Origin of the sequence: Celerinatantimonas diazotrophica (genome assembly GCF_004339545.1) — a bacterium.
GTDB classification, from domain to species: domain Bacteria; phylum Pseudomonadota; class Gammaproteobacteria; order Enterobacterales; family Celerinatantimonadaceae; genus Celerinatantimonas; species Celerinatantimonas diazotrophica.
Map to the genome: position 1 here is coordinate 273,123 of NZ_SMGD01000014.1, position 20,196 is coordinate 293,318.

General features: G+C 40.7%; 17 protein-coding genes and 3 pseudogenes. 15 read left to right on the forward strand and 5 right to left on the reverse strand.

Going from position 1 to position 20,196, the window contains the following annotated elements:
* Positions 1–12: 12 nt before the first annotated feature.
* Positions 13–273 (reverse strand): annotated as a pseudogene (locus EV690_RS12645) (integrase core domain-containing protein); the annotation flags it as partial.
* Positions 274–810: 537 nt separating this feature from the next.
* On the opposite strand from EV690_RS12645, the pseudogene EV690_RS12650 reads away from it, so the two are divergent.
* The 12 genes and pseudogenes from EV690_RS12650 to EV690_RS12705 form a co-directional block, all read left to right on the forward strand.
* A pseudogene (locus EV690_RS12650) lies at positions 811–1,008 on the forward strand (transposase); the annotation flags it as partial.
* A gap of 953 nt (positions 1,009–1,961) precedes the next feature.
* Complete coding sequence (locus tag EV690_RS12655; protein ID WP_131913367.1) at positions 1,962–2,669, forward strand: hypothetical protein; 708 nt, start codon at positions 1,962–1,964, stop codon at positions 2,667–2,669.
* A 117-nt stretch (positions 2,670–2,786) separates the two neighbouring features.
* Entirely contained in the window at positions 2,787–3,227 is a 441-nt protein-coding gene (locus EV690_RS12660) for a hypothetical protein (RefSeq protein ID WP_131913368.1), read from the forward strand.
* Positions 3,228–3,359: 132 nt separating this feature from the next.
* Positions 3,360–3,776: a hypothetical protein gene (locus EV690_RS12665; protein ID WP_131913369.1), complete on the forward strand. Its 417-nt coding sequence runs from the start codon at positions 3,360–3,362 to the stop codon at positions 3,774–3,776.
* 156 nt (positions 3,777–3,932) lie between these two features.
* A complete protein-coding gene (locus EV690_RS12670; protein ID WP_396022827.1) occupies positions 3,933–4,748 on the forward strand; it encodes a hypothetical protein in 816 nt (271 codons plus the stop codon).
* Between the two features lie 69 nt (positions 4,749–4,817).
* Positions 4,818–5,230, forward strand: a pseudogene (locus tag EV690_RS12675) (bleomycin resistance protein).
* A gap of 82 nt (positions 5,231–5,312) precedes the next feature.
* A complete protein-coding gene (locus EV690_RS12680; RefSeq protein WP_131913371.1) occupies positions 5,313–5,996 on the forward strand; it encodes an AbiU2 domain-containing protein in 684 nt (227 codons plus the stop codon).
* A gap of 137 nt (positions 5,997–6,133) precedes the next feature.
* Positions 6,134–6,874, forward strand: a complete 741-nt coding sequence (locus EV690_RS12685) for an SDR family oxidoreductase (protein WP_131913372.1) — start codon at positions 6,134–6,136, stop codon at positions 6,872–6,874.
* A gap of 93 nt (positions 6,875–6,967) precedes the next feature.
* A complete protein-coding gene (locus tag EV690_RS12690) occupies positions 6,968–7,489 on the forward strand; it encodes a GNAT family N-acetyltransferase (protein WP_131913373.1) in 522 nt (173 codons plus the stop codon).
* A gap of 160 nt (positions 7,490–7,649) precedes the next feature.
* Complete coding sequence (locus EV690_RS12695; RefSeq protein WP_131913374.1) at positions 7,650–8,078, forward strand: bleomycin resistance protein; 429 nt, start codon at positions 7,650–7,652, stop codon at positions 8,076–8,078.
* A 274-nt stretch (positions 8,079–8,352) separates the two neighbouring features.
* Positions 8,353–8,838 (forward strand): GNAT family N-acetyltransferase, encoded by a 486-nt coding sequence (locus tag EV690_RS12700; protein ID WP_131913375.1) that lies wholly within the window; start codon positions 8,353–8,355, stop codon positions 8,836–8,838.
* A 186-nt stretch (positions 8,839–9,024) separates the two neighbouring features.
* Complete coding sequence (locus EV690_RS12705; RefSeq protein WP_131913376.1) at positions 9,025–10,053, forward strand: LacI family DNA-binding transcriptional regulator; 1,029 nt, start codon at positions 9,025–9,027, stop codon at positions 10,051–10,053.
* On the opposite strand, the gene EV690_RS12710 is transcribed toward EV690_RS12705, so the two are convergent.
* Together EV690_RS12710 and EV690_RS12715 are read right to left on the reverse strand one after the other, a co-directional pair.
* The gene (locus EV690_RS12710; RefSeq protein ID WP_131913377.1) at positions 10,050–11,423 is read right to left on the reverse strand and encodes a sucrose-specific PTS transporter subunit IIBC; all 1,374 of its coding nucleotides are present in this window, start codon (positions 11,421–11,423) and stop codon (positions 10,050–10,052) included. The genes EV690_RS12705 and EV690_RS12710 overlap by 4 nt on opposite strands.
* A 209-nt stretch (positions 11,424–11,632) precedes the next feature.
* Positions 11,633–13,072: a carbohydrate porin gene (locus EV690_RS12715; RefSeq protein WP_317986167.1), complete on the reverse strand. Its 1,440-nt coding sequence runs from the start codon at positions 13,070–13,072 to the stop codon at positions 11,633–11,635.
* Between the two features lie 247 nt (positions 13,073–13,319).
* On the opposite strand from EV690_RS12715, the gene EV690_RS12720 reads away from it, so the two are divergent.
* The 3 genes from EV690_RS12720 to EV690_RS12730 all read left to right on the forward strand — a co-directional run bounded on the left by EV690_RS12720 (position 13,320) and on the right by EV690_RS12730 (position 16,737).
* Positions 13,320–14,777, forward strand: a complete 1,458-nt coding sequence (locus EV690_RS12720) for a glycoside hydrolase family 32 protein (protein WP_131913378.1) — start codon at positions 13,320–13,322, stop codon at positions 14,775–14,777.
* On the forward strand, positions 14,749–15,663 hold the full coding sequence (locus EV690_RS12725; RefSeq protein WP_131913379.1) for an aminoimidazole riboside kinase: 915 nt from the start codon (positions 14,749–14,751) through the stop codon (positions 15,661–15,663). The genes EV690_RS12720 and EV690_RS12725 overlap by 29 nt, the downstream gene beginning before the upstream one ends.
* Before the next feature lie 507 nt (positions 15,664–16,170).
* Positions 16,171–16,737, forward strand: a complete 567-nt coding sequence (locus EV690_RS12730; protein WP_131913380.1) for a PhnA domain-containing protein — start codon at positions 16,171–16,173, stop codon at positions 16,735–16,737.
* Between the two features lie 57 nt (positions 16,738–16,794).
* Here EV690_RS12730 and EV690_RS12735 read toward each other — a convergent pair whose 3' ends face one another.
* Positions 16,795–18,762 carry a glycoside hydrolase family 127 protein gene (locus EV690_RS12735; protein ID WP_131913381.1) on the reverse strand — a complete coding sequence of 656 codons (1,968 nt, stop codon included), beginning with the start codon at positions 18,760–18,762 and terminating at the stop codon, positions 16,795–16,797.
* A 13-nt stretch (positions 18,763–18,775) separates the two neighbouring features.
* Positions 18,776–20,182, reverse strand: a complete 1,407-nt coding sequence (locus EV690_RS12740) for an MFS transporter (protein WP_131913382.1) — start codon at positions 20,180–20,182, stop codon at positions 18,776–18,778.
* Between the last annotated feature and the right edge of the window lie 14 nt (positions 20,183–20,196).

Below are 20,196 nucleotides of genomic sequence, written 5' to 3' on the forward strand. Positions count from 1 at the left end.
GTTCTGTAGTGGTCAAGTAAAACTGGCCACGGTTTTATAGTTTTTCCAGTACAGCTCTTCAGCTTCACAGGGTGGCAACATGTTGTTGTGTTGATGTGGCCTAACTTGGCTGAAATATCCTACGATATAATCCGTTATCACGTGCTTGGCTTCTAAAAAAGTTCGATAGCCTTGCTCTGGCATCCATTCTGTTTTCAAACTTCTAAAGAAGCGCTCCATCGGCGAATTATCCCAACAGTTTCCACGCCGACTCATGCTTTGTGTTATCTGATATTCAAAACTAGTCATTAGATACAACATTATATCATAAACAGGACTGTAAAAATTTGGCTAAATAACTGCCTGGTAAAATATGGGGGTGAATCGATGTTGACACATAGTGGGCAAACGTTTCAGGCATGAAAGGAATACCGAATACTTTTTACCAACTTCTGCATAAATCAGATCTGATACTTAACGTTAGGGGATGAACGAAATTGACCATTTCTTTGCAAATTGACCACAGATATCGACGGTAGTCGTTGATATTTTGGCATAAGAGACGTTATCTAAAAGCAGAATTATGGGCGATCTACTTTAAGTAAGTTATGTCCATAATTTAGTTAATCAATTAGGACTAACTAAATCTGCCCCATTTCAAGTTACACTTGCTTCGCTTCGCTGTTCATTGAACTATTCTGTAGGTAAATTTAAGACAATTTTATATTTTAGTGAATTCAGGGAGGAATATGGATTTCCTAATGTCCACTTTCCCTAAACTGACACAAAATTAAATGGAGTTTTCTACACTAATAGATGTAGGAGAGAACCATGAAACAATCTCGATTTACTGAAACTCAGATCGTCAATATCCTCAAAGAAGCGGATGCGGGGATGAAAGTGGAAGACATTTGTCGCAAACATGGCATGAGTTCGGCCACCTATTATAAATGGAAATCAAAATACGGCGGAATGGACGCATCAGAACTGCGACGAATGAAAGAGTTAGAAGATGAAAACACCAAGCTGATTTTTGGAAGTGTTTTGGCCGACTCCGATACAAGGGCTATCCGTTTAATCATAAGCGAGTCTATCGGGTCTATTGCCGAATGGGGAAGTGGACAAAGTCATCGAATGCCTATGTAAGAAATGTATTTTATGGATTGGTCTCAATTGTGTTGGTGAGGTATTTTGCTGGAAATTTATAATCTGCAATATTATATATATGCACCAATGGTGCATTGGCTATTCTAAGTTGTTATCTAATCTGAAATTAAATTTTTCTATTATAAAACAATATGATATAGTAATTCTTTATTTGCTATTAAATTCTTGGAAACGTTTAACCTAATATACAGGTTCGAATCCTGTAGGGTGCGCCATCTTTCAAGAAGCCAATTCAATGAGTTGGCTTTTTACATTTATCTTTTCAATAAACCCGAATTCAACTTCGAAGTGCGGCACTCGCTAATATCAAGTTCTTCCATAGAAATTGTTCGATATAAGAGTAAGTTTGTTGCCACTAAAGCAATTATCGATGTGATTATCTCTTGAGTTGGATATGTTACCTGTTGTGTTTTAATACATCAGGTATGCTCCAAAATCATCTAGCTTGGGAAACTAGCCATATTAGATTGGTGACTATCGCCAAGGGCATCTACCTAAATAGCTTATGAATCCCGGTAGAGTCAATAAAGAAATATGTAAATATGAACAGTATTATTGCCCTAAGCGACGACATTGCGGATATTTTGATTTTATATGCACACTTTATTTTTCTTTGTATTGATAAAATCAAGTAAAACAGAATGTTATGAAATCACCTTGGGAAGATATTGTGCACGCAAACTTTATTTTGAGGTGTATTTAAGTAGCACCATATATCTATCTGATATAATAAACATTATAGAAATTTAGGATGAAAATGTGCAGGTGGTGTTTGAGCGTGCACAATATACAAATGTTAAGTGTCATGGAGTGATATGGATTTCAGTACAATTATTAATAATATCCAAAATTGGGTCGAGCATTGGCCTAAAGAACGTACCGATGAGATGTCTCTGATTTCAAAAGCAGCTATATCTGAAGGTTGGTATTTAAATGAAGTATTACTATTTGGGATTTATAGCCAAATAGAAGATTACGATGATTTTCCCAGTATGATTGAGTCTTTGTTACTTGAAAACTGGGATGATTTTTGGGATGCAGCTTTCAAAGCTGAGCCTTCCCAATATTCATTGCTTTTCGAAGCAAAAGAATGCTTTGAGTCTGGTTTATATGGTGCGTCTATACATCTATTTTTCAGCCAAGCTGATGGCGTGTTCCATGACCACTTCGGAAAGAGTTTATACAAAAAAGAAGGTGAAAGAGCTAAGGCAGAAGCTGATGTTCATTTAAAAGATGTCATAGCAAGAGAGTCTTTAGAACAACTAATTAGTCAGTTTAAAGATGCTTCGGTGCTTCGTCGTATGTTCAATGAAGTATACAAAGAAATGTTCTCTGTCATAGGGGCAGATCCTATGAAAAATATTGATCCAGCAGATCCTGAAAGTGCTCTTAAAACACCAAATAGGCACGGTGTATTACATGGAATGCATAAAGAATATGCTTCTAAGGCTAATGCTCTAAAAGTATTCTCGATGTTCCTGTTTGTTTTGTATGCAATTCATGGCGAAAGTTTGATCGAGTAGACACTTAACAAGGCCATTAAAACGGACAAAAAACAGTTGGCTATTGTTCGTGCCTCACAAATTGTAGCCAACTATTTTTCGCCACTTATGGCGGCGTTATAAAACTCTGGAGAGCATGTGGTAATCGGCGAAGTGAATATTCAAACCTTGCTTGATGAGTTTGTGGACGAACAAGCTCAACTTTTTAGGAATGACGTAAGCGAGCAAGCAATATCGCATCTGCTGGCGATGAAATTTGCTTCGTATTTTCCTGTTTGGGACATTGACTGCGAATACAGTCGAAAAATGGAAGTAGTGAAAAGGTTGATTTATGCGGTTTCGCCTACCGGAGAGGCCCGCGAGCGAAATGTAGTTCCGGATATTATTATTCATAGACGCATGACAAACGATAATTTACTAGCTGTTGAAATCAAGAAATCGACTAATCAAGAGCATAGCTTTAAAGATCAGGCCAAGCTTGCAGCATTCAGAGAGCAGTTAGGCTATCAACATTCTTTATTTATTCGTTTTCTTACGGGTGTAGATGATGTCGGTTTCGTCGAGCTCGATTGGAAGTAAGTTGTTATAACAAGGCTAGGCACGGCGACGTCTTTTCCGTTGCGGCTTCGCCTTCACTACAAAGTCGCGTGTGCTAGCGGCGTTAGCTGCACATATTTAAGCATGTATATTATTATTACTGGTAGGTACAATATGAGTGGAACAGGTTTTACTCCTAGTAATTGGGCAGCAATAGCAGCTGCTGTATCGACTGGGTTAGCCGCTGTTGCAGCTTTTGGCTCATGGTTTACAGCCCAACGAATATACAAATTTAGTAAGTATTCGATTCTAAAGAAAAGGGAATTGATCATCCTTGCGCAGTTAATAGAGCGACACTCTTTGTACGAATCTGTTAAGAAAAACCCTGAATCGATGAATGATAATGAGTTCATTGAGTTTTTCGAGGAAATGACTTTCGATGATAACTCAACCATAAATTTAATAAATGAACTGAAGATTCTTGATCAAACAATTTCTATCAATCTATCAGGGTTTGAATGGAGTAGAATTGGTGAGGATACAGTTAATAAAATAAAAGCATTAAAGGATGCTCAAAAAAATATTCTATAGCAAAGCAGCTAACAAGGCGCTGCAATGGATGCATTTAACGTCCGGCGTTCGCGGCTTGAAGTTACTATTTTGCTGTAAGTTCAGTGGGGCACCATTGAGCTAAGCGTTATGTGTTTATGAGGACGTTCTGTGGAAACTGAATCAGTTAGCTACAACATGGACGACTTTCATATTGCTTTAAGCACATTTGATAAAGCTGTTTGCGAGGCGTGCGCTGTAAGTAACTTTACGGGAAGCCGCTATGTTGTTCACTATAAAGGATACTCTTCTAATATTTTTACGAGAATGTGTTTACATTCACAGGCTCTTATTTCTGCATTACCGAAAACCCGATGGGCGAAACGAGATTACGAGTGCTGGGAGTTTAGTCTTATAGCTCCTCATGTTCGTGCATTAATGGAGGGGTATCTTCTGTTCTTTTATTTGTCTGAAGCCCCTATTAGTGAAGATGAATGGTACGTAAAACTCAACGTCATGCACCTCAATGACTGTACTCGCAGAATAAGACTTCATCAAAATATAAGAAGCACGGAAGATGAAGCGGGTTTCCGTGAACAGCAAACCAAGCTGAAAGAGCGCTTAAAAGGTTCTGGTTTTTTTCACGGACTCCCGTCTAAGCTTCAAAAAAAGCTATTAAAAGGAAATGCACTTATGATCCCGTCGCGAGACGAGCTACTAGAGAAATTAGGATTAGATATTGGCGAGTTTAATGCGTTTTATGATCTAGTTTCAAATTTCACGCATATACTGCCAATTTCTTACTATAGAAGCGAAGCTAATGGGCGAGGTACAGGTGTTCAAAACCGAACGGATTTATCTTATATAGTTCTCTCTTTAATTAAGGCTGCTCATTGGCTAAACATTTCTACAGACAAAATGGTTGAATTATTTCCCGATGCAAACAAAGTTAGAAAAGGGAAAAAGTCTAAATTTACTTTGGGTCCAAAGGAAAATACGAAGAACCACAAATAAATACATAACAAAAGCAAGCAACAGCAGCGTTATAACGCAGTAGAGTTCATCACACATATTAAGGATTGTATGGAAGAATATTGGAATCCAATGGTGCCAGAATTATCGGTATCAGACTTCTCAAAATCACTGAATTTTTACTGTGAAATCTTAGGGTTTAAGGTTAGAAGTCAAAGAACAAAACCAGATTTTGCTTACATCGAATTTGAACAAGTACAAATCATGTTGGAGATAGCGGTTGGGTGACTGGAAGCTTAGAAGCGCCTTTCGGGCGTGGTGTAAATTTTCAAATTGAACTATCGAACATCGAGCCTGTTTATGAACGTCTCAAGTTAGCTGGGGTATCATTGTTCAAAGAACAGAAAGATACATGGTATGACGTTGGCCTTAGCCTTTCTGGGCAGCGCGAGTTTTTAGTGCAAGACCCAGATGGTTACCTTTTGAGGTTTTCGCAATATCTTGGTGAAAAGTCTAAGTCATGAAAACAGCGTTATAACAACGCGTCAACTAGGACGCTTGCAAGCTCGCGCCTATTACGCGGGCGTTATGTACTTTGAGGGTAAAATGCGAAAAGAACAGCTTTCGAAGTTTAAAAAGCAAGTTAATGCAGCGATGATTGGCTATATCAATCTACTCGAACGAAAAGAACTTTTATCAACATCAATTGATTTACATGAATCTTTTACAAATTTGGATCCACAGGTTAAAAGGAGCATTCTTGTTATACAAGATACAATGTATGCCTCTTTGATTGTTGAAACTCATACTTGGTTATTTGATAAATCAAATAAATCATCGAATTTGAGCTTACATCAACTGTTAGACCAGTTGGTTGACGGAAATTTCCAATCAAAGCACTTGCTAGAGGAATATGTAAAACCACCATCAACTATTGCTCTTGGTGGAGAAAGTGGGGGGTGGAATGAACAATACATTGAAGACCGAAAGCTTGAGTTTAATAAGACCTTTAGCGACTGTGTAACATGTATTAGTGAATTACTTTCCTCAGGTATAGTCGATAGAGTTAAGTTATTAAGGGATCGCCTACTTGCGCATAAAGATGGCAGCTATGATGTAGCTGATAATGGGCATACAGTTCAAGATGTATTTAGTCTTTTATCACATATGAGAGCAATCTTGGTTTGTTTGAATAAGCTATTCCAACGTATTAGTTATCCAATATCTGATTCAGAAAAACGTGCCAGAGCAAGTGCTGAAAAGTTTTGGAACCAGTTGGCACGTCTATAACAAGCAATTCAAGCAGATTCACAACGCGCGGCAATTTTAGCTTGAATCAAATTTAGTGATTTAAAGTGTAATTCTTAATGTATGGTGGTGGCGTTGTTCACCCCTTAATTTGACGTTAGATGTTTAGGAGAGCTAAGATGTATAACTTTCAAAACAAGCTTATTTTAATTACTGGTGCAACCAGCGGAATGGGGTTGGTGGCAGCAGAAAATATAATTGAGTTTGGTGGAAAAGTAATTGTTACAGGAAGAAATGAATCTAAGCTATCCGAGTTATCAAAGAAATATGGTCAGAATATAGTTGCTTTGAAAAATGATTCAGCTAGCCCAGAAACAGGGACTATACTTGCTGAAACAGTTGCGAAACATGGACGTCTAGATGGTTTATGGCTTAATGCTGCTATTGCAAGGCTGGGTAATTTCGATGAAATAACAGATGAGATATATGCTCAAGTTATGGACATCAATGTAAAAGGTCCGATATTGCAAGTTGCAGCGTTGAGTAAGCATTTAAACAATAGTGCTTCCATTATTGTTACAAGCTCAAGTTCAGTTTATGAAGGTGCAGCAGCAACCAGTCTTTACGCTGCCTCAAAAGGTGCTGTATCAGCAGCAGCTCGAGCTTGGGCCAGAGAACTGGCCCCAAGGAATATTAGGGTCAATACACTTGTTCCTGGGCCAATTGAGACAAATTTTAGGCGCTTTCTGCCCGAAGAAGCAAAGTCTGGGTTCGAGAAATTCGTAATTGATCAAGTTCCACTTGGGCGTTCAGGTACTGCCCAAGAAGCTGCTAATGTTGCCCTTTTTTTACTTTCCCCACATTCGTCCTATATAACGGGAAGTGAAATACCTGTTGATGGTGGCTTGATCATGCGATAGAAATTCATCTAACGAGCGTATGTTGCCGGACTGGTTTTAAGCTGCGCTTCAAACCAGCCGCAAATACGAACGTTAGCCCTTACAAGGAAGAATATGGATATCGTGTATGAAATTAAGCTGACAAAAGAACAGCACGAGTCAATCAAACTTCTGAGAAATCAGTCATTTCCAGAGCACCAATCAGATTACTCCTATTATAAACAAAAACCTCATATGCGTGCTTTGCAATATGAGGGTGACAACCTTGTTGGTTATTTGGGTTTAGATTATCGTGCGGTTAAAGTCAGTAACGAAGTATATAGCGTATTGGGTATTATTGATTTCTGCGTTACCGAAGAGCACCGAGGAAAAGGCATTGGTTCGTTGATGCTGTCTGAAGTTACCTCGTTCGCAGAGGGGACAGATGTTGATTTCATTATACTTATTTCCGAACTAGAGGACTTTTACCAAAAGAGAGGCTACACCAAAATAGAGGATATTAATTCGTGGTTAAGAATTCATGAGCATACCAACTATGGTGTAGCGGTCGACCATATTGATGAGCTATTTGTGAAATCAATCAGTGGCAAGTCTTGGTCAGTTGGGCATGTAGACTGGTTAGGTTACATGTACTAGTTGTGCACAGGGCTAACAAGCGCTTCCAGTCTGACGCCAAAACCCCCACGTTTTTATGTCACTCGCCACGCTCAAACATTAACACAAAAACACTCCGGCTTTGGTGCAGCTGAAGCGGGCATTATAACACACTTGAGTACATCGATTAGAAAGGAACAAAATGGAAGAATATTGGAATCCGATGGTTCCTGAATTATCAGTGAGCAATTTCGAAGAATCGTTAAACTTCTATCAAAATTTACTTGGCTTTAAAATTAGGAACCAACGCTCGAATCCAGACTTTGCATACTTGGAAAACGAAAAGGCTCAAATCATGCTTGAGCAAATTCACGATACAGGCTGGGTAACTGGAGAGTTGGAATACCCGCTAGGGCGAGGTGTTAATTTTCAAATTGAGTTAACGGACATTTCACCGATACTAGAGCGTTTAAACGCTGCTAATGTTGTACTTTATCGAGAGCCAAACGAGAATTGGTATGATGAAGGTAACGTTCTTTCTGGTCAGCGTGAGTTTTTAGTCCAAGATCCGGATGGTTATCTGCTACGTTTTACCCAGTATCTGGGTGAAAAACCGCAGGTATTGTATTAGCAAGGTGTATAGGCATCATGCTTTATTGTTTAGTCGGTAAACAATGGGTTTGGTTGCTAATTGAACCAATAGCATTTTGTTCTTAGCGTTACAAATCAAAAACATAACACTTTCTTGATATGTTACAGGTAACACCCTTATTTGTATGGTTGATGCTAGTTTACAGATGTTCTTCTTTAATATTCTAGTAATCGTCTAGACAGCTCTTGGTTTTATCGGTTATCTACTTTTAGTAAAATTATCAGGTTAAGACACGATAGAATTTGGGGGAAAGGTGATCAGAGAAGCAAAAGAAAGTGATTGCATTAATTTGGCGGCATTATCAATTAAAGTATGGCTGGAAAACTATGCGATAGTTGGTATTCGAAGAGAGTTTTCCGAATATATTTTTTCGACATTCACTGAAGCTCACTTCACGCAAATCCTGAATCAAGCAAGCTGCCGAGTTTTGGTTTGTGAACACCAAGGTGCTCTACAAGGGTATGTGCTGTTAGATCTCAACTCTCATTTTGAAACGCCCTCCAACGGTTTTGAAATCAAAAAGCTTTATATAGATAGTCGCTTTAAACAACAAGGGATAGGGAAAGCCTTGCTAAGTGAAGTAGAGCAACGATTTGGTCACCCATTTTGGTTATATACTTGGGTTGAAAATGCATCTAATGGATTTTATCAACACCTTGGTTTTACAAAAATTGGGACTTTCGTTTTTGAGGCATCGGGGCAGGCCATAGAAAATAACGTTTACCGTTCTCCTTGTTAAATTCATTTCATTGTTGCGCAAAGTTCTGCGGGATTGTTGAACTTTTGTGGTTGAATTTTGTTCAAGCCAAACACCTCCTAAACTTGTAGCACCCTCTTAGTACCTTAGATAAGGCCTTGTTTAACGCATATTCTTTTATTTCAATGGTATGATAATATTCTGCTATAGAAATTCTAAAGGATAGCAATGAAAACCATTTCGGACATCGCTAATGCGGCAGGCGTATCTAAGTCAACTGTTTCTCGAGTATTAAACAATCGTCCAGGTGTAAATCCTAAAGCTCGCGAAAAGATACAAGCCTTAATTGACCAAAGTCATTTTACGGCGAATATCGCCGCTAAGAATCTCAAAGCCGGCCATTCAGATACGGTTGGAGTTCTCGTACCGCTCATGACATCAAAAACGGTGGCGAGTTATATACATGGTATGTCGGTTGAGTTTGAATCAAATGGTATTCAGTTGTTACTAATGAATGCCAATATGGATACTCGAAAGGCCTCTGTGAACGTACGAACCCTCAATTCTAAAGGCGTTGATGGCATGATTGTGCTGGTTGCAGGGTATAATCAGGAATTGATTCGCGCATTTAATGAATCTGAATGTCCAGTGGTTGTGGTTGGACAAGATCTGTCGATGTATCAGGTTCCGAGTGTCTTTTTCGATGACTACCGATGTGGATATATGGCCGGGCAGCAATTGCTGCAAGTCGGAGCTTCGAAGTTGTTATTTTTAGGAATTTCGGCAATGGATGTTGCGCTCGGAAAACAGCGCCGGAGGGGGTTTGAAGATGCAATCAGCCTCGCTAACGTAGAGTGTCAATTTATTGCTGACTGTGAGCTTAATGCACAGTCGGGCTTAAAGCAAACTCAAGCGGTCCTCGAATCAGGTTATCAACCCGATGGTATTTTTGCTGTAACGGACCGAATTGCTGCGGGGGCGAGTAAAGCGATGAGTAATGCAGGTTTGGCGGTTGGAGAACAAGTTGCTATTGTCGGGGTCGGAGATGATGAACTGTGTGAATTGTTAACACCTTCATTGGCATCGATTCATTACAATTACCATGATGTGGGCCGAGAAGCTGCCCGTGTATTGATCGCACAGATCAAAGGAAAAAAATCTGAGCAAATTGCGTTTACTCATCAAGGTTCTTTCCATTGGCGTCCATCCTGTCAGTTAGTCACCATTAATGACTCACTGACAGGAAAGGAGAGTTAACTAGCTGGCGCTGTTTTTTTACTGGTTAATAGGTAAGAGGCAATAAATCCAACTAAGAAAGCAATGGCAAAGCCAGTAATATAGTCGACAACTGAACCGTTACGGACAATTGCAAGTCCTGGAATTCCCGTTAATCCTACAGATGTCATCCCAACCTTGGTATAAACGACATAGGCGCCACCAATGGCTCCACCCACTAATCCACCTAGGAATGGACGCATATAGCGAAGATTAACCCCAAAAATAGCGGGTTCAGTAATACCAAGAATCGCCGAAATAGCAGATGGAAGTGCTAAAGCAGTTACTTTTTTATCTCGTTTTTTAAAGATCACAGCGAAACAAGCTCCGCCTTGAGCGACATTGGCCATCGACCAAATTGGAAGTAAGAAGTTGAATCCGATTTTAGGATCCCCTAGCAGCCCTAATTCGATTGCATGAAAACTTTGGTGGATCCCTGTGATCACAATCATTGAATAGGTGCCACCGAATACAAAGCCAGCTAAAACCCCGGCATGAGTATATAAATACATCAATCCAGTTGAGATTCCATTCCCTAGTAAACGCCCAAAAGGACCGATAGCGACTAGGGATACAAACCCGGTAATGGTCAAGACTAAAAATGGGCTGAGTATAATATCGAGGGTATTGGGGACAACCTTCCGAACTAATTTTTCCATCTTACACATGAACCAAACGGCCATGAGCATTGGGAACACGGTGCCTTGATACCCCACTAAACCGATATGAAAGCCAAAAAGCGAGACAGAAGGGAATCCGTGTCCAATGGTCCAAGCATTGACCAGATCGGGGTGGGTGAGGATCCCACCCAATGTAGCTCCCAAGATCGGGGTTCCCCCAAAGACTTTGGCTCCAACGAAGCCAATAAGAATTGGTAGAATGATGAAAGCTGCACTCGAGCTCATATCCAGTAGGTAATACCAGAAGTTATGGGTATCAATCAGATGGTTTGTTTTTAGGTAACCCAAGACCCCCATACACAAACCACTGGCCACAATCGCAGGAATAATCGGAACAAAAATGTTTGACAAAGTACGAGCAACGGCTTGAATTGGATTTTTACTTGCCCCTTGAGTGGCAACTTCAGCTGTTGAAGCTTCAGTTATACCTGCGGCAGCCGCAAAATGCTCGAATACGCGGTTGACGATGCCTGTACCAATAATAATTTGATACTGACCACTATTGGTAAAGACCCCCTTTACCAGATCTAAGTCTTCTATTGCTGCTGTATCTGCGATATCCGTATCATTAAGGACTAAGCGTAAGCGTGTCGCGCAATGAGCAGCACTGGCTAAATTCTCTTTGCCCCCAATGAGTTTTAATATTTGTTGGGCTGTACTTTTTTCAGACATTTGGATTACTCCTCTTTGCCATCACACAATGTCGATGAGTTTGATTGACTGGTAACGGTTCCACATTTGGTTTGCAATAATACGTAATAAAGGTTTTTATAACCATAAATCAGGTCTCTATTTTGACTTTTATTATAAAAAATAAGGTCATTTGTGATCAAAATCACATTAAAACAGACCTCGGAAGAGGTTTGACATGAAATCGATTTCTAAAACCATGTTTCCATCTGTACACCTAGGTTGACTGTTCCGCCGCTTTTGAAACCTGCCGAGCCAAAGGCATCTGTTGTTGAATATTTATCCAGTGCCGAAGACCAGTTCATGTAGGTTGCAAAGAACCGAATTTCTGGACGCTCAAAGAAACTTGTAAATGCCTGAGGACGGAACGTCGGGGCAATCGTAAATTTAAAGACGTTTCCTTTGACGGCCTGATCACCTTTTAAACCTTGAGGGTCTATATCCATATACATGTAGGTCGTTTCATACTGCATTGAAAAGTTAGAGGTAATCTGTTGATTTAAGCGAATATTGGTCGTTAACCAGTCATATTTGTCACTTTTAAGATAGCGGTTGTGACTGCGTTGAGCCATTAATGCAGGAGCGATTGCCCATGTTTTATTGAGTTTTGTTGTCCCGTATGTCGCTAATCGATAAGTATTGGCCTGATTGATCAAATTACCATCTGAGCCAATATTCTTAACTTCAGCACCTAAACCATGGCCGTATAACAAAGCAATTTTGGAGGTCCCTTTAGATATTCCGTAAAAGTTACTGCCATGATAGGCGAGCATGGTGTGGATCCCTTTGTCTGTGGCATAGTGTTCAGACAGTCCTGTGTTTAAGCGTTTCTTATTATTTTGCGCCCGCATGACATTAACCATCCATTGCCAATGGTTATAATAGTTATTGGCCGTGAGGGTAAAATTATCAATGCCACTGTTATCTAGGTCGCCATAACTTCGCCCATAGATCGAAAAGCTAGAGTGGGCATGGTCATTCCATTGCACATTATCAATCCCGCCACCTGTTCCGGCTAAAAATATGATATCTGAGTCAAGCCAATGGATATCAAAATTGTTGCGGTCAAATCGCTTCCCAGCCCACAAAGAAGCGTGTTTAAATGGTCCTGAAAATGAAGGAAGTTCAGACATTTCGACAAAAGCTTGTCTTAGATTTAATTCAGATGTCTTCGCGGTCCAATCATTGTAACTAGTTTGTCCGTCGGCAAGCATCACTTTGTATCGGACATGAGCGCCATTGACTAAATTTTGGTGGTCTTCAAAGTTCATTTCGACATACGTCTTTTGTTCAACGCCAAGTCGTCCCAAGTAACCACCGGTGCTTCCGGCAGGGGTTAGATCTTTTTGTCCGTAGGTGGATGAAAAATGGTCATTGGTTAAAATGCCCGAGCGTGCATAGCCATGAAATTCAAAGTGATGTGAGTGAGCTTCTTTTTGCTCTTGCTGCTTTTGTGCTTTAAATGCCGCTTCTTGAGCCGCTTTAGTTTGTTGCAGTTGTTTCTCTAGTTCATGTAATTGTTTTTGAATTGCTTGAATTTTAGTCGTAAGCTGCGGATTTTCCTCAGCAGCATGAGCTGCAAAAGGTAATGTTATTGCCAAAGCGAGTATGGTTTTTTTTAGTTGCATCATAAAGTTCCTTTTTGTGAGGGGAAACTATAGTTGGAATCGGTTCCATAATGATGCTCGAAATATCTGAATTGGTAAAAAAGAACAGTGGAAAAATGTGATGTTGCGGGAGATATAACTGCAGTTAATCACGTATTTTGTGATGCATATCACTGAATTAATAATGTCAGGATGGAACCGATTGCATATCTAGGAGAATTTATTAAACTTCGAGGTGCGATTTTTCTTTCGTATTATTCTGGATTGTTCTATGTCGATAAACTCTGAATCTGATAATCACAAGGGACCTTTTTCATGGCGTCCCAGCTACCATATTGCTCCGCCCTATGGGTTAATGAATGATCCAAATGGATTTAGCTATTTTAATCATCAATATTGGTTGTTTTTTCAATGGAATCCAAGCGGTTGTGAACATGTCAATAAGCACTGGGGCTTAATGACAAGTACGGATTTAGTTCACTGGCAACAGCAACCCTTTAAAATGGCCCCCACACATTGGTTTGACAAAGATGGTTGTTATTCTGGAAGCGGTCTAGTAGAGAAAGGCGGTTTATCTCTTTTTTATACCGGGAATGTTCGCCATGGAGAACTTCGGGAAAGTTACCAATGCTTAGTAACCACAGAAGATGGGCAGCAGTATTTAAATCAAGGGCCGCTATGGACTAAGCAACTAGAAGATTTTACAGGCCATGTTCGAGATCCGAAGGTTTTCTATGTTAATCAGCAGCGAAGAATGTGGCTTGCGGCTCAGAACCGAGATTTAAAAGGGGGCGTTGCCGTACTCGATGAAACTGCAGAAGGAACATGGCAATTAAGGGGGCATTATTTTAACCCTATTGGTTGGGCAAATGACCAGCTCGGTTATATGTGGGAATGTCCAGATCGACTGCAGTTTGGTGACCAAGTTGTATTAGTTTGTTGTGTACAAGGGATTAATTGCTCCGATCCTTATTCTTCTAATGAAAATCTCAGTGGCTTTTTTCAGATTGAAGAAGATGCGGATGGCGAAATTAGATTTACTAGTGATTATTTACTATTAGATCATGGGTTTGAGTTTTATGCGCCACAAAGTATTGTTGATCCACAAGGGCAAACCATCCTAATCGGATGGATGGGATTACCTGATGATCCAGAGCAACCTTCTGTAGCTAATGAACAATGGTGTGGTCAGTTAACGATGCCCCGCGTCTGTCAATGGGAAAATGGCGCATTACGTCAGCGACCTTTGGCCGAGTTATTCGCCGCCTTTTCTGAACCGAATACCGTTTTGCCGATCACTTTTAAAATGGCATCGTTTGAGTGTACAAATACCTGTTACATCGAGCTCGATAACTTAAAAGGTGCAGGTCAGTTGACGGTAGACAACCCTAAAGAATCGTTAGTGATTACGTGGGATGAAAATGGGGAAGCGACTGTTGATAGAACCGAGTTCTGTACCGTTGGCATGGATTTGATACGCCAATATAAAAGTCGCGATGGTTGTATTAAGCAGCTGCAACTGTTTATTGATAACTCCAGTTTTGAGTTGTTCATTAATGATGGCGAAGCCGTCATGACGGGACGAATATTTCCGAATACCTCTGTCACTCATGCAACAGTCTTGGGTGTTGCTGGAGAGTTAAAGGTACGCTTTTTGGATACGTCCTGTATCAATACGTTAATGAAGGAGCAATTTAGTGATGAATACGCAAGTTTGGTGTCTCGGTGATGTTGTTGTTGACCTGATTGAAGAAGGGTCTTCGTATTATAAAAAATGTCCTGGAGGTGCCCCAGCTAACGTGGCGGTTGCTCTGAGTCGTTTAGGTGTGAAAACGGGATTTATTGGCCGATGTGGGGCCGATCCGATGGGCGACTATATGCGTGAGGTATTAGCCAACGAGCAGATCGCTACTGATTATCTTTTCCAAGATGATGAACATCATACTTCCACTGTTTTAGTGACACTTGATGATACCGGCGAGCGTAGTTTTACTTTTTTGGTGAACCCGAGTGCTGACATGTTTTTATCGAGTGACCAATTACCTGATTTTGTCGCGGGTCAGTGGTTACAATTGAGTTCCATTGCTCTGGCTGGGCCTGTGACTCGACAAGCCGCTAAAGAAGCAATGACACGCACAAGAGCGAATCAAGCCTCTGTGTTTTTCGATGTTAACATTCGACCTACGTTATGGTCGAGCCATGAGACCATGATCGAGACCATTCGAGACGTGTTGCCTTTATGTGACGTTGTTAAAGTGAGTGAAGAAGAAGCACAAATTTTAACAGGATACGATGATGTTACACTAGCGCTCGAACAGTTAAAAACATACACAGATGCCTTACTAGTGGTCACTCTTGGAGCCGATGGTGCGAAGGCTTTTGACAAGAATATCGCGCTACACTGCTCGCTATCTAAAAAGGTCAATGTGATTGATAGTACAGGAGCTGGAGACGGTTTTGTCGGAGGCATGTTGAGTGTATTAGCGAGTACTCCTGACTGGCGAAAACAAGATATACTCGAGCAAGCTTTAGCGCGCGGCAACCAAGTAGGCAGCTATGTTGTCACCCAAAGAGGGGCGATGACGGCATTACCAACGATGACCGAACTAAACTAAACTTTAGATTATGGGAGATCGATCAGATCTCCCATAATAAACTCCTATCTACACAGCTGCTAACTAAAACAATTATAATGACAAATGCAAGTTGTGGTTTTAACTCTATAAATATCAATTAATTTACCGACTTCCTGATTCCCCAAGTACAATGGTCGCGAGAGGATATATCAATATCGAGGCGGGCAATGTATTATCTGCCACTATATTCACGGTCCACTCAAACGAATATAAACGTAACGGCCATTATTACTAGCTTCTATGGACACTCAAACCAACAACCTATCCATAAATTACAAGAATTTTGAAGATCAGCTGCACTATTCATTAGTCAGTTCTCGAACAAGGCTGTTTCTACCAAAAATGCACTGATAAGTGTGCTAATTCCAGCTTTTTTGGGATTTAACGCTTATGTTAGCTGCATGATCAAAGAAATTTCCCTTTCCATTTTGTGGATTAAATGGATAATACGCGGCTCATTTAACTTATGTATTGAGTGACACGATAATGTCTACCGAAGCAACTTTATTAGCGCGCAGCAACTCAACATGTGAGCTTTGCTCTGCTGAAACTTCTCTAAGTCCTTATGTGGTTCCACCACATACGCAATTGAGTGTCGATCACAGCGTTATGCTCTGCGACTACTGCAAAGTGCAACTCGAAGACCCAGAACAAACCGACGTCAACCATTGGCATTGCTTAAATGAAAGCATGTGGAGTGAGCACCCTCCGGTTCAAGTATTAGCTTGGCGTCAGTTAAAGCACTTAAGTGCTGAAAATGGCTGGGCACAAGATCTCGTGGATATGATGTACATGGAAGATGATGTGCAAAAATGGGCTGAATTAGGCCTAGGCGATGATCAAGAAAAAACCTTAGATGCTAATGGTGCGGAACTTAGTAAAGGTGACAGTGTTACCGTCATTAAAGATTTGCCAGTAAAAGGCACTAAGCAGGTGATTAAACAAGGGACAGTGATCCGAGGGATCAATTTATCTGATGATCCAACGCTAGTCTCAGGAAAAGTCAACGGGCAGTCTATGTATGTTATTGCAGCTTACTGCCGTAAAAAATAAACGCAGTGCAATATTAAAAAGGTACTCTACAGAGTACCTTTAGGTTTCTATGAATAATTACAGTTCGTTAATCCATACTCGCATTTCGCCTTCACCTCGATTTGCCCAACTAAAATAGGGCACAAGTGTTAATTCACACTTTGTCATCGCAGGTTTTTCACTATTAAATGAATATAAAGGTTGGCTGTGCGCGTGAATTGAATCGATGCGGTAGGCTGTGGCTTTGATTAACGTTTTCCCGGCAAAAATGCCACTGCCCGCAATGCATTTAAGTTCACTGCTTGAATCTAATAATAAATTATGTAGCTCTTCACCATTGTCGGCTTGTTCAATGCAATAGACTAACGGTCCTCGTTGAATGGCAACTTTGCGCATATCATGGCGCAATAGTGGATTTGGCCGAACCAGTATCGGCTGCATGGGGAGTTGCAAAATGATTTCATCATCATTTTGCCATTGCCGTTTGATATGAATATACCCATCGCTAGCTATGTTTTCAGCAGCAAAGCCAGTTTGGTTGATACTTAGTTGTGGTTGTTGGCACCAATTTGGAACACGCAGGGCGATATCAGCCTGACACGGTTGTGCCATTTTAACTGTAAAGGTAATCGTATCTTGCCACGGATAGTTCCCTTTCTGTAGGAGCGTCATATTACCATCAGATAGGTATAAGGTACTTTCGCTGGCAATGTACAAATTCGTATATATCGTATTATCTTTAACCGTATAGATATAATTACCAATTGAGCCAATCAAACGAGCCAGGTTTGGAGGGCAACAAGCACAACCAAACCACTGTTGTCGAATGGGTTTGACATGCTCGTAAATATGATTATAAGCAATTGCTTTAGGGTAGACTTCAAGCGGATTGACATAAAAGAAATGTTTACCATCCAGTGCGATACCTGCCAGAACTGTATTGTAAAGAGCACGTTCCATGACATCGGCATAATTGCTATTAGGGTCAAGTTGTAACATCTGATTGGCAAACATGATTAAACCAATCGAGGCGCATGTCTCGGTATAAGCTGTATCATTGGGTAAGTCATAATCACAACTAAATGCCTCGCCTTGGCTCTGAGAACCGATACTTCCAGTTATATACATTTGTTTGTTAGTGACGTTCTGCCACAAGGTTCGACAAGCCGTTAATTTTTCTTGGCTGTGATTGATGCGTGCTAGGTGGGCAACGCCAGCCATCAAATAGACAAATCGGACTGCATGACCTGTTGCGGTGGACTGTTTAGTTATTGGGGCATGCGCTTGAGAGTAATTTTTATCCTTAATCATCCACGCGCTGCCATGCGTTTGCCAATATGAGGTTTGGCCACGTCGCTCGTATTCGATGTCGTAATAGTGGGGTTGTTGACCTCGCTGTTCAATGAAAAACTGGCTCAATTGGCTGTATCTTGTATCTTGCGTTACTTCATAAAGACGCATCAATGCTTGCTCTATTTCAGGATGCCCTGGATACCCTAGTAATTGCCCCGGTTTTTTACCAAAGACTTCGTTAATATGGTCTGCAAATTTACAGACTATATCTAACAACCTTGTCTTTTCAGTCGCACAATAATAAGCCACGCCAGCTTCAATCAAGTGTCCAGCACAATAAAGCTCATGACACTCGCAAACATTGGTCCATTTTTCAGAGGGGGCTTTAACCGTGAAATAGGTGTTTACATAGCCATTGGGTTGTTGTGCTTTGCCGATTAGATCAATGACATCATCGGCGATGGATTCAAGCTGTGGATCAGGATGGTTTGAGAGTGAGTATGCTACAGCTTCGAGCCATTTGGCTACATCGCTGTCTTGAAAAATCATGCCATAAAATTCTCCTTGCATTTGACCGGCTGCAATTTTGAAATTATCGATCGCATGGCTGGGTTCGGCATCATCAATTGTGTCATTGAGTGCACACCATTGATAAGGGATGACAACCTCGGTAATCAACTTTTGATATTGCATCCAGAATGAATCCGTAATGGCAATATGAGTAAATTGAGATTCTGTATGATCAGTTTTCATATCGTTATTCTTTCTATGCTTGTTGTGGTTTAATTTGTTGAGAAACTTTATCCATCAGATGAGTATCCAATTTGCTTCGGGCAATGATAAGAGCCAAGATCAAATGAATAATCGCAGGGATAAAGGTTTCAATAGAAACGATTCCCGTGATGGACTTAGATGTTTGGTTCGCTAACCCTGGGTGATAAGCGATAATCACGAGCGTAAAACTGATAATTGCGGCGCTAGATGCCCAGGCCAGTTTGATAAAGAACAGATTAAAAGCGAAGGTAAGCCCTGATGAACTAATGCCAGTTTTCCAGCGACCATAATCATCAGCGAATGCCATTAGTGAAAAGTGTAAAGGTAAGGTAATGCCTAATAGTATGTGGTAGATAAAGATGATCCCCAACCACAACATTTGACTGTGTACACCGACCGGCAATAAAAACATAGCTGCTGAGTAGAGAGCCAAAAATAAATTCAGGTACATGTACAGCTTTTTAATATCAATCATTTTGGTTAGATAATTGACCGTTAGTGGTCCAATAACGCCACCGGCAGTGACCATGGCAAAAAAGATGGCGGTATATGAGCTACTACCTTGCAATGCATAATGGATAAAGTACATGTATCCGCCGCCGCGAACGTTGAAGATATTGATCAGAAAAAAAGACATGAATAACATCAATAACAACTGGTCGTTTTTACGAATATTGTGAATATGTTCTTTAAACGAAAAGTTTCCCATCGCACTGATTGACACACGCTCTTTAACGGCGGCAAAGCACCAAATGAACATGACAGCTGCAAGTGCACAGAGAATCATCACGCCATAGCGATAACCAAGAGCGGTCTGTTGTTTATCAAAAAGCCCAACAAACCATGGTAACCCTACAGACACCATTGCTCCGGCGATTCCTGTTAACACGAATCGCCATGCCTGACATTGCACGACTTCTTTAGGGTTCGTCGTCATGGTGCTGATAAGTGCGCAATACGGAACATTAATCGCTGTGTAACTGATAGAGAGCATCATGTAAGTGATAAAGGCATAAACAACCTTCATGGTGTAACTAACGTCGGGGACAGAGAAGGTCATTATCCCGACTATTGCGACGGGGATGGCCATCCATAGCTGCCACGGGCGAAATCGGCCAAACCGACTATGAGTCTTGTCCGAAATTACGCCCATCATAGGGTCAGTAACCGCATCAAATACTCTTAATACTAAAAACAGCGTACCGACAATGGCAGGTGTTAAACCAAAAATATCGGTATAGAAAAATGTTAGAAAGTTACCGATTAAGGCGGTAATAATTGTTCCGCCCGCATCCCCTAAGCCATAACCGAATTTTTCACCCGGTCCGATGTGTACTGTTGCAGGGTCAACTTTGTGTGTATCACCCAATACTAAAGTGTCTTTTACAGTTTGGGACATAATGTTGCCTCATT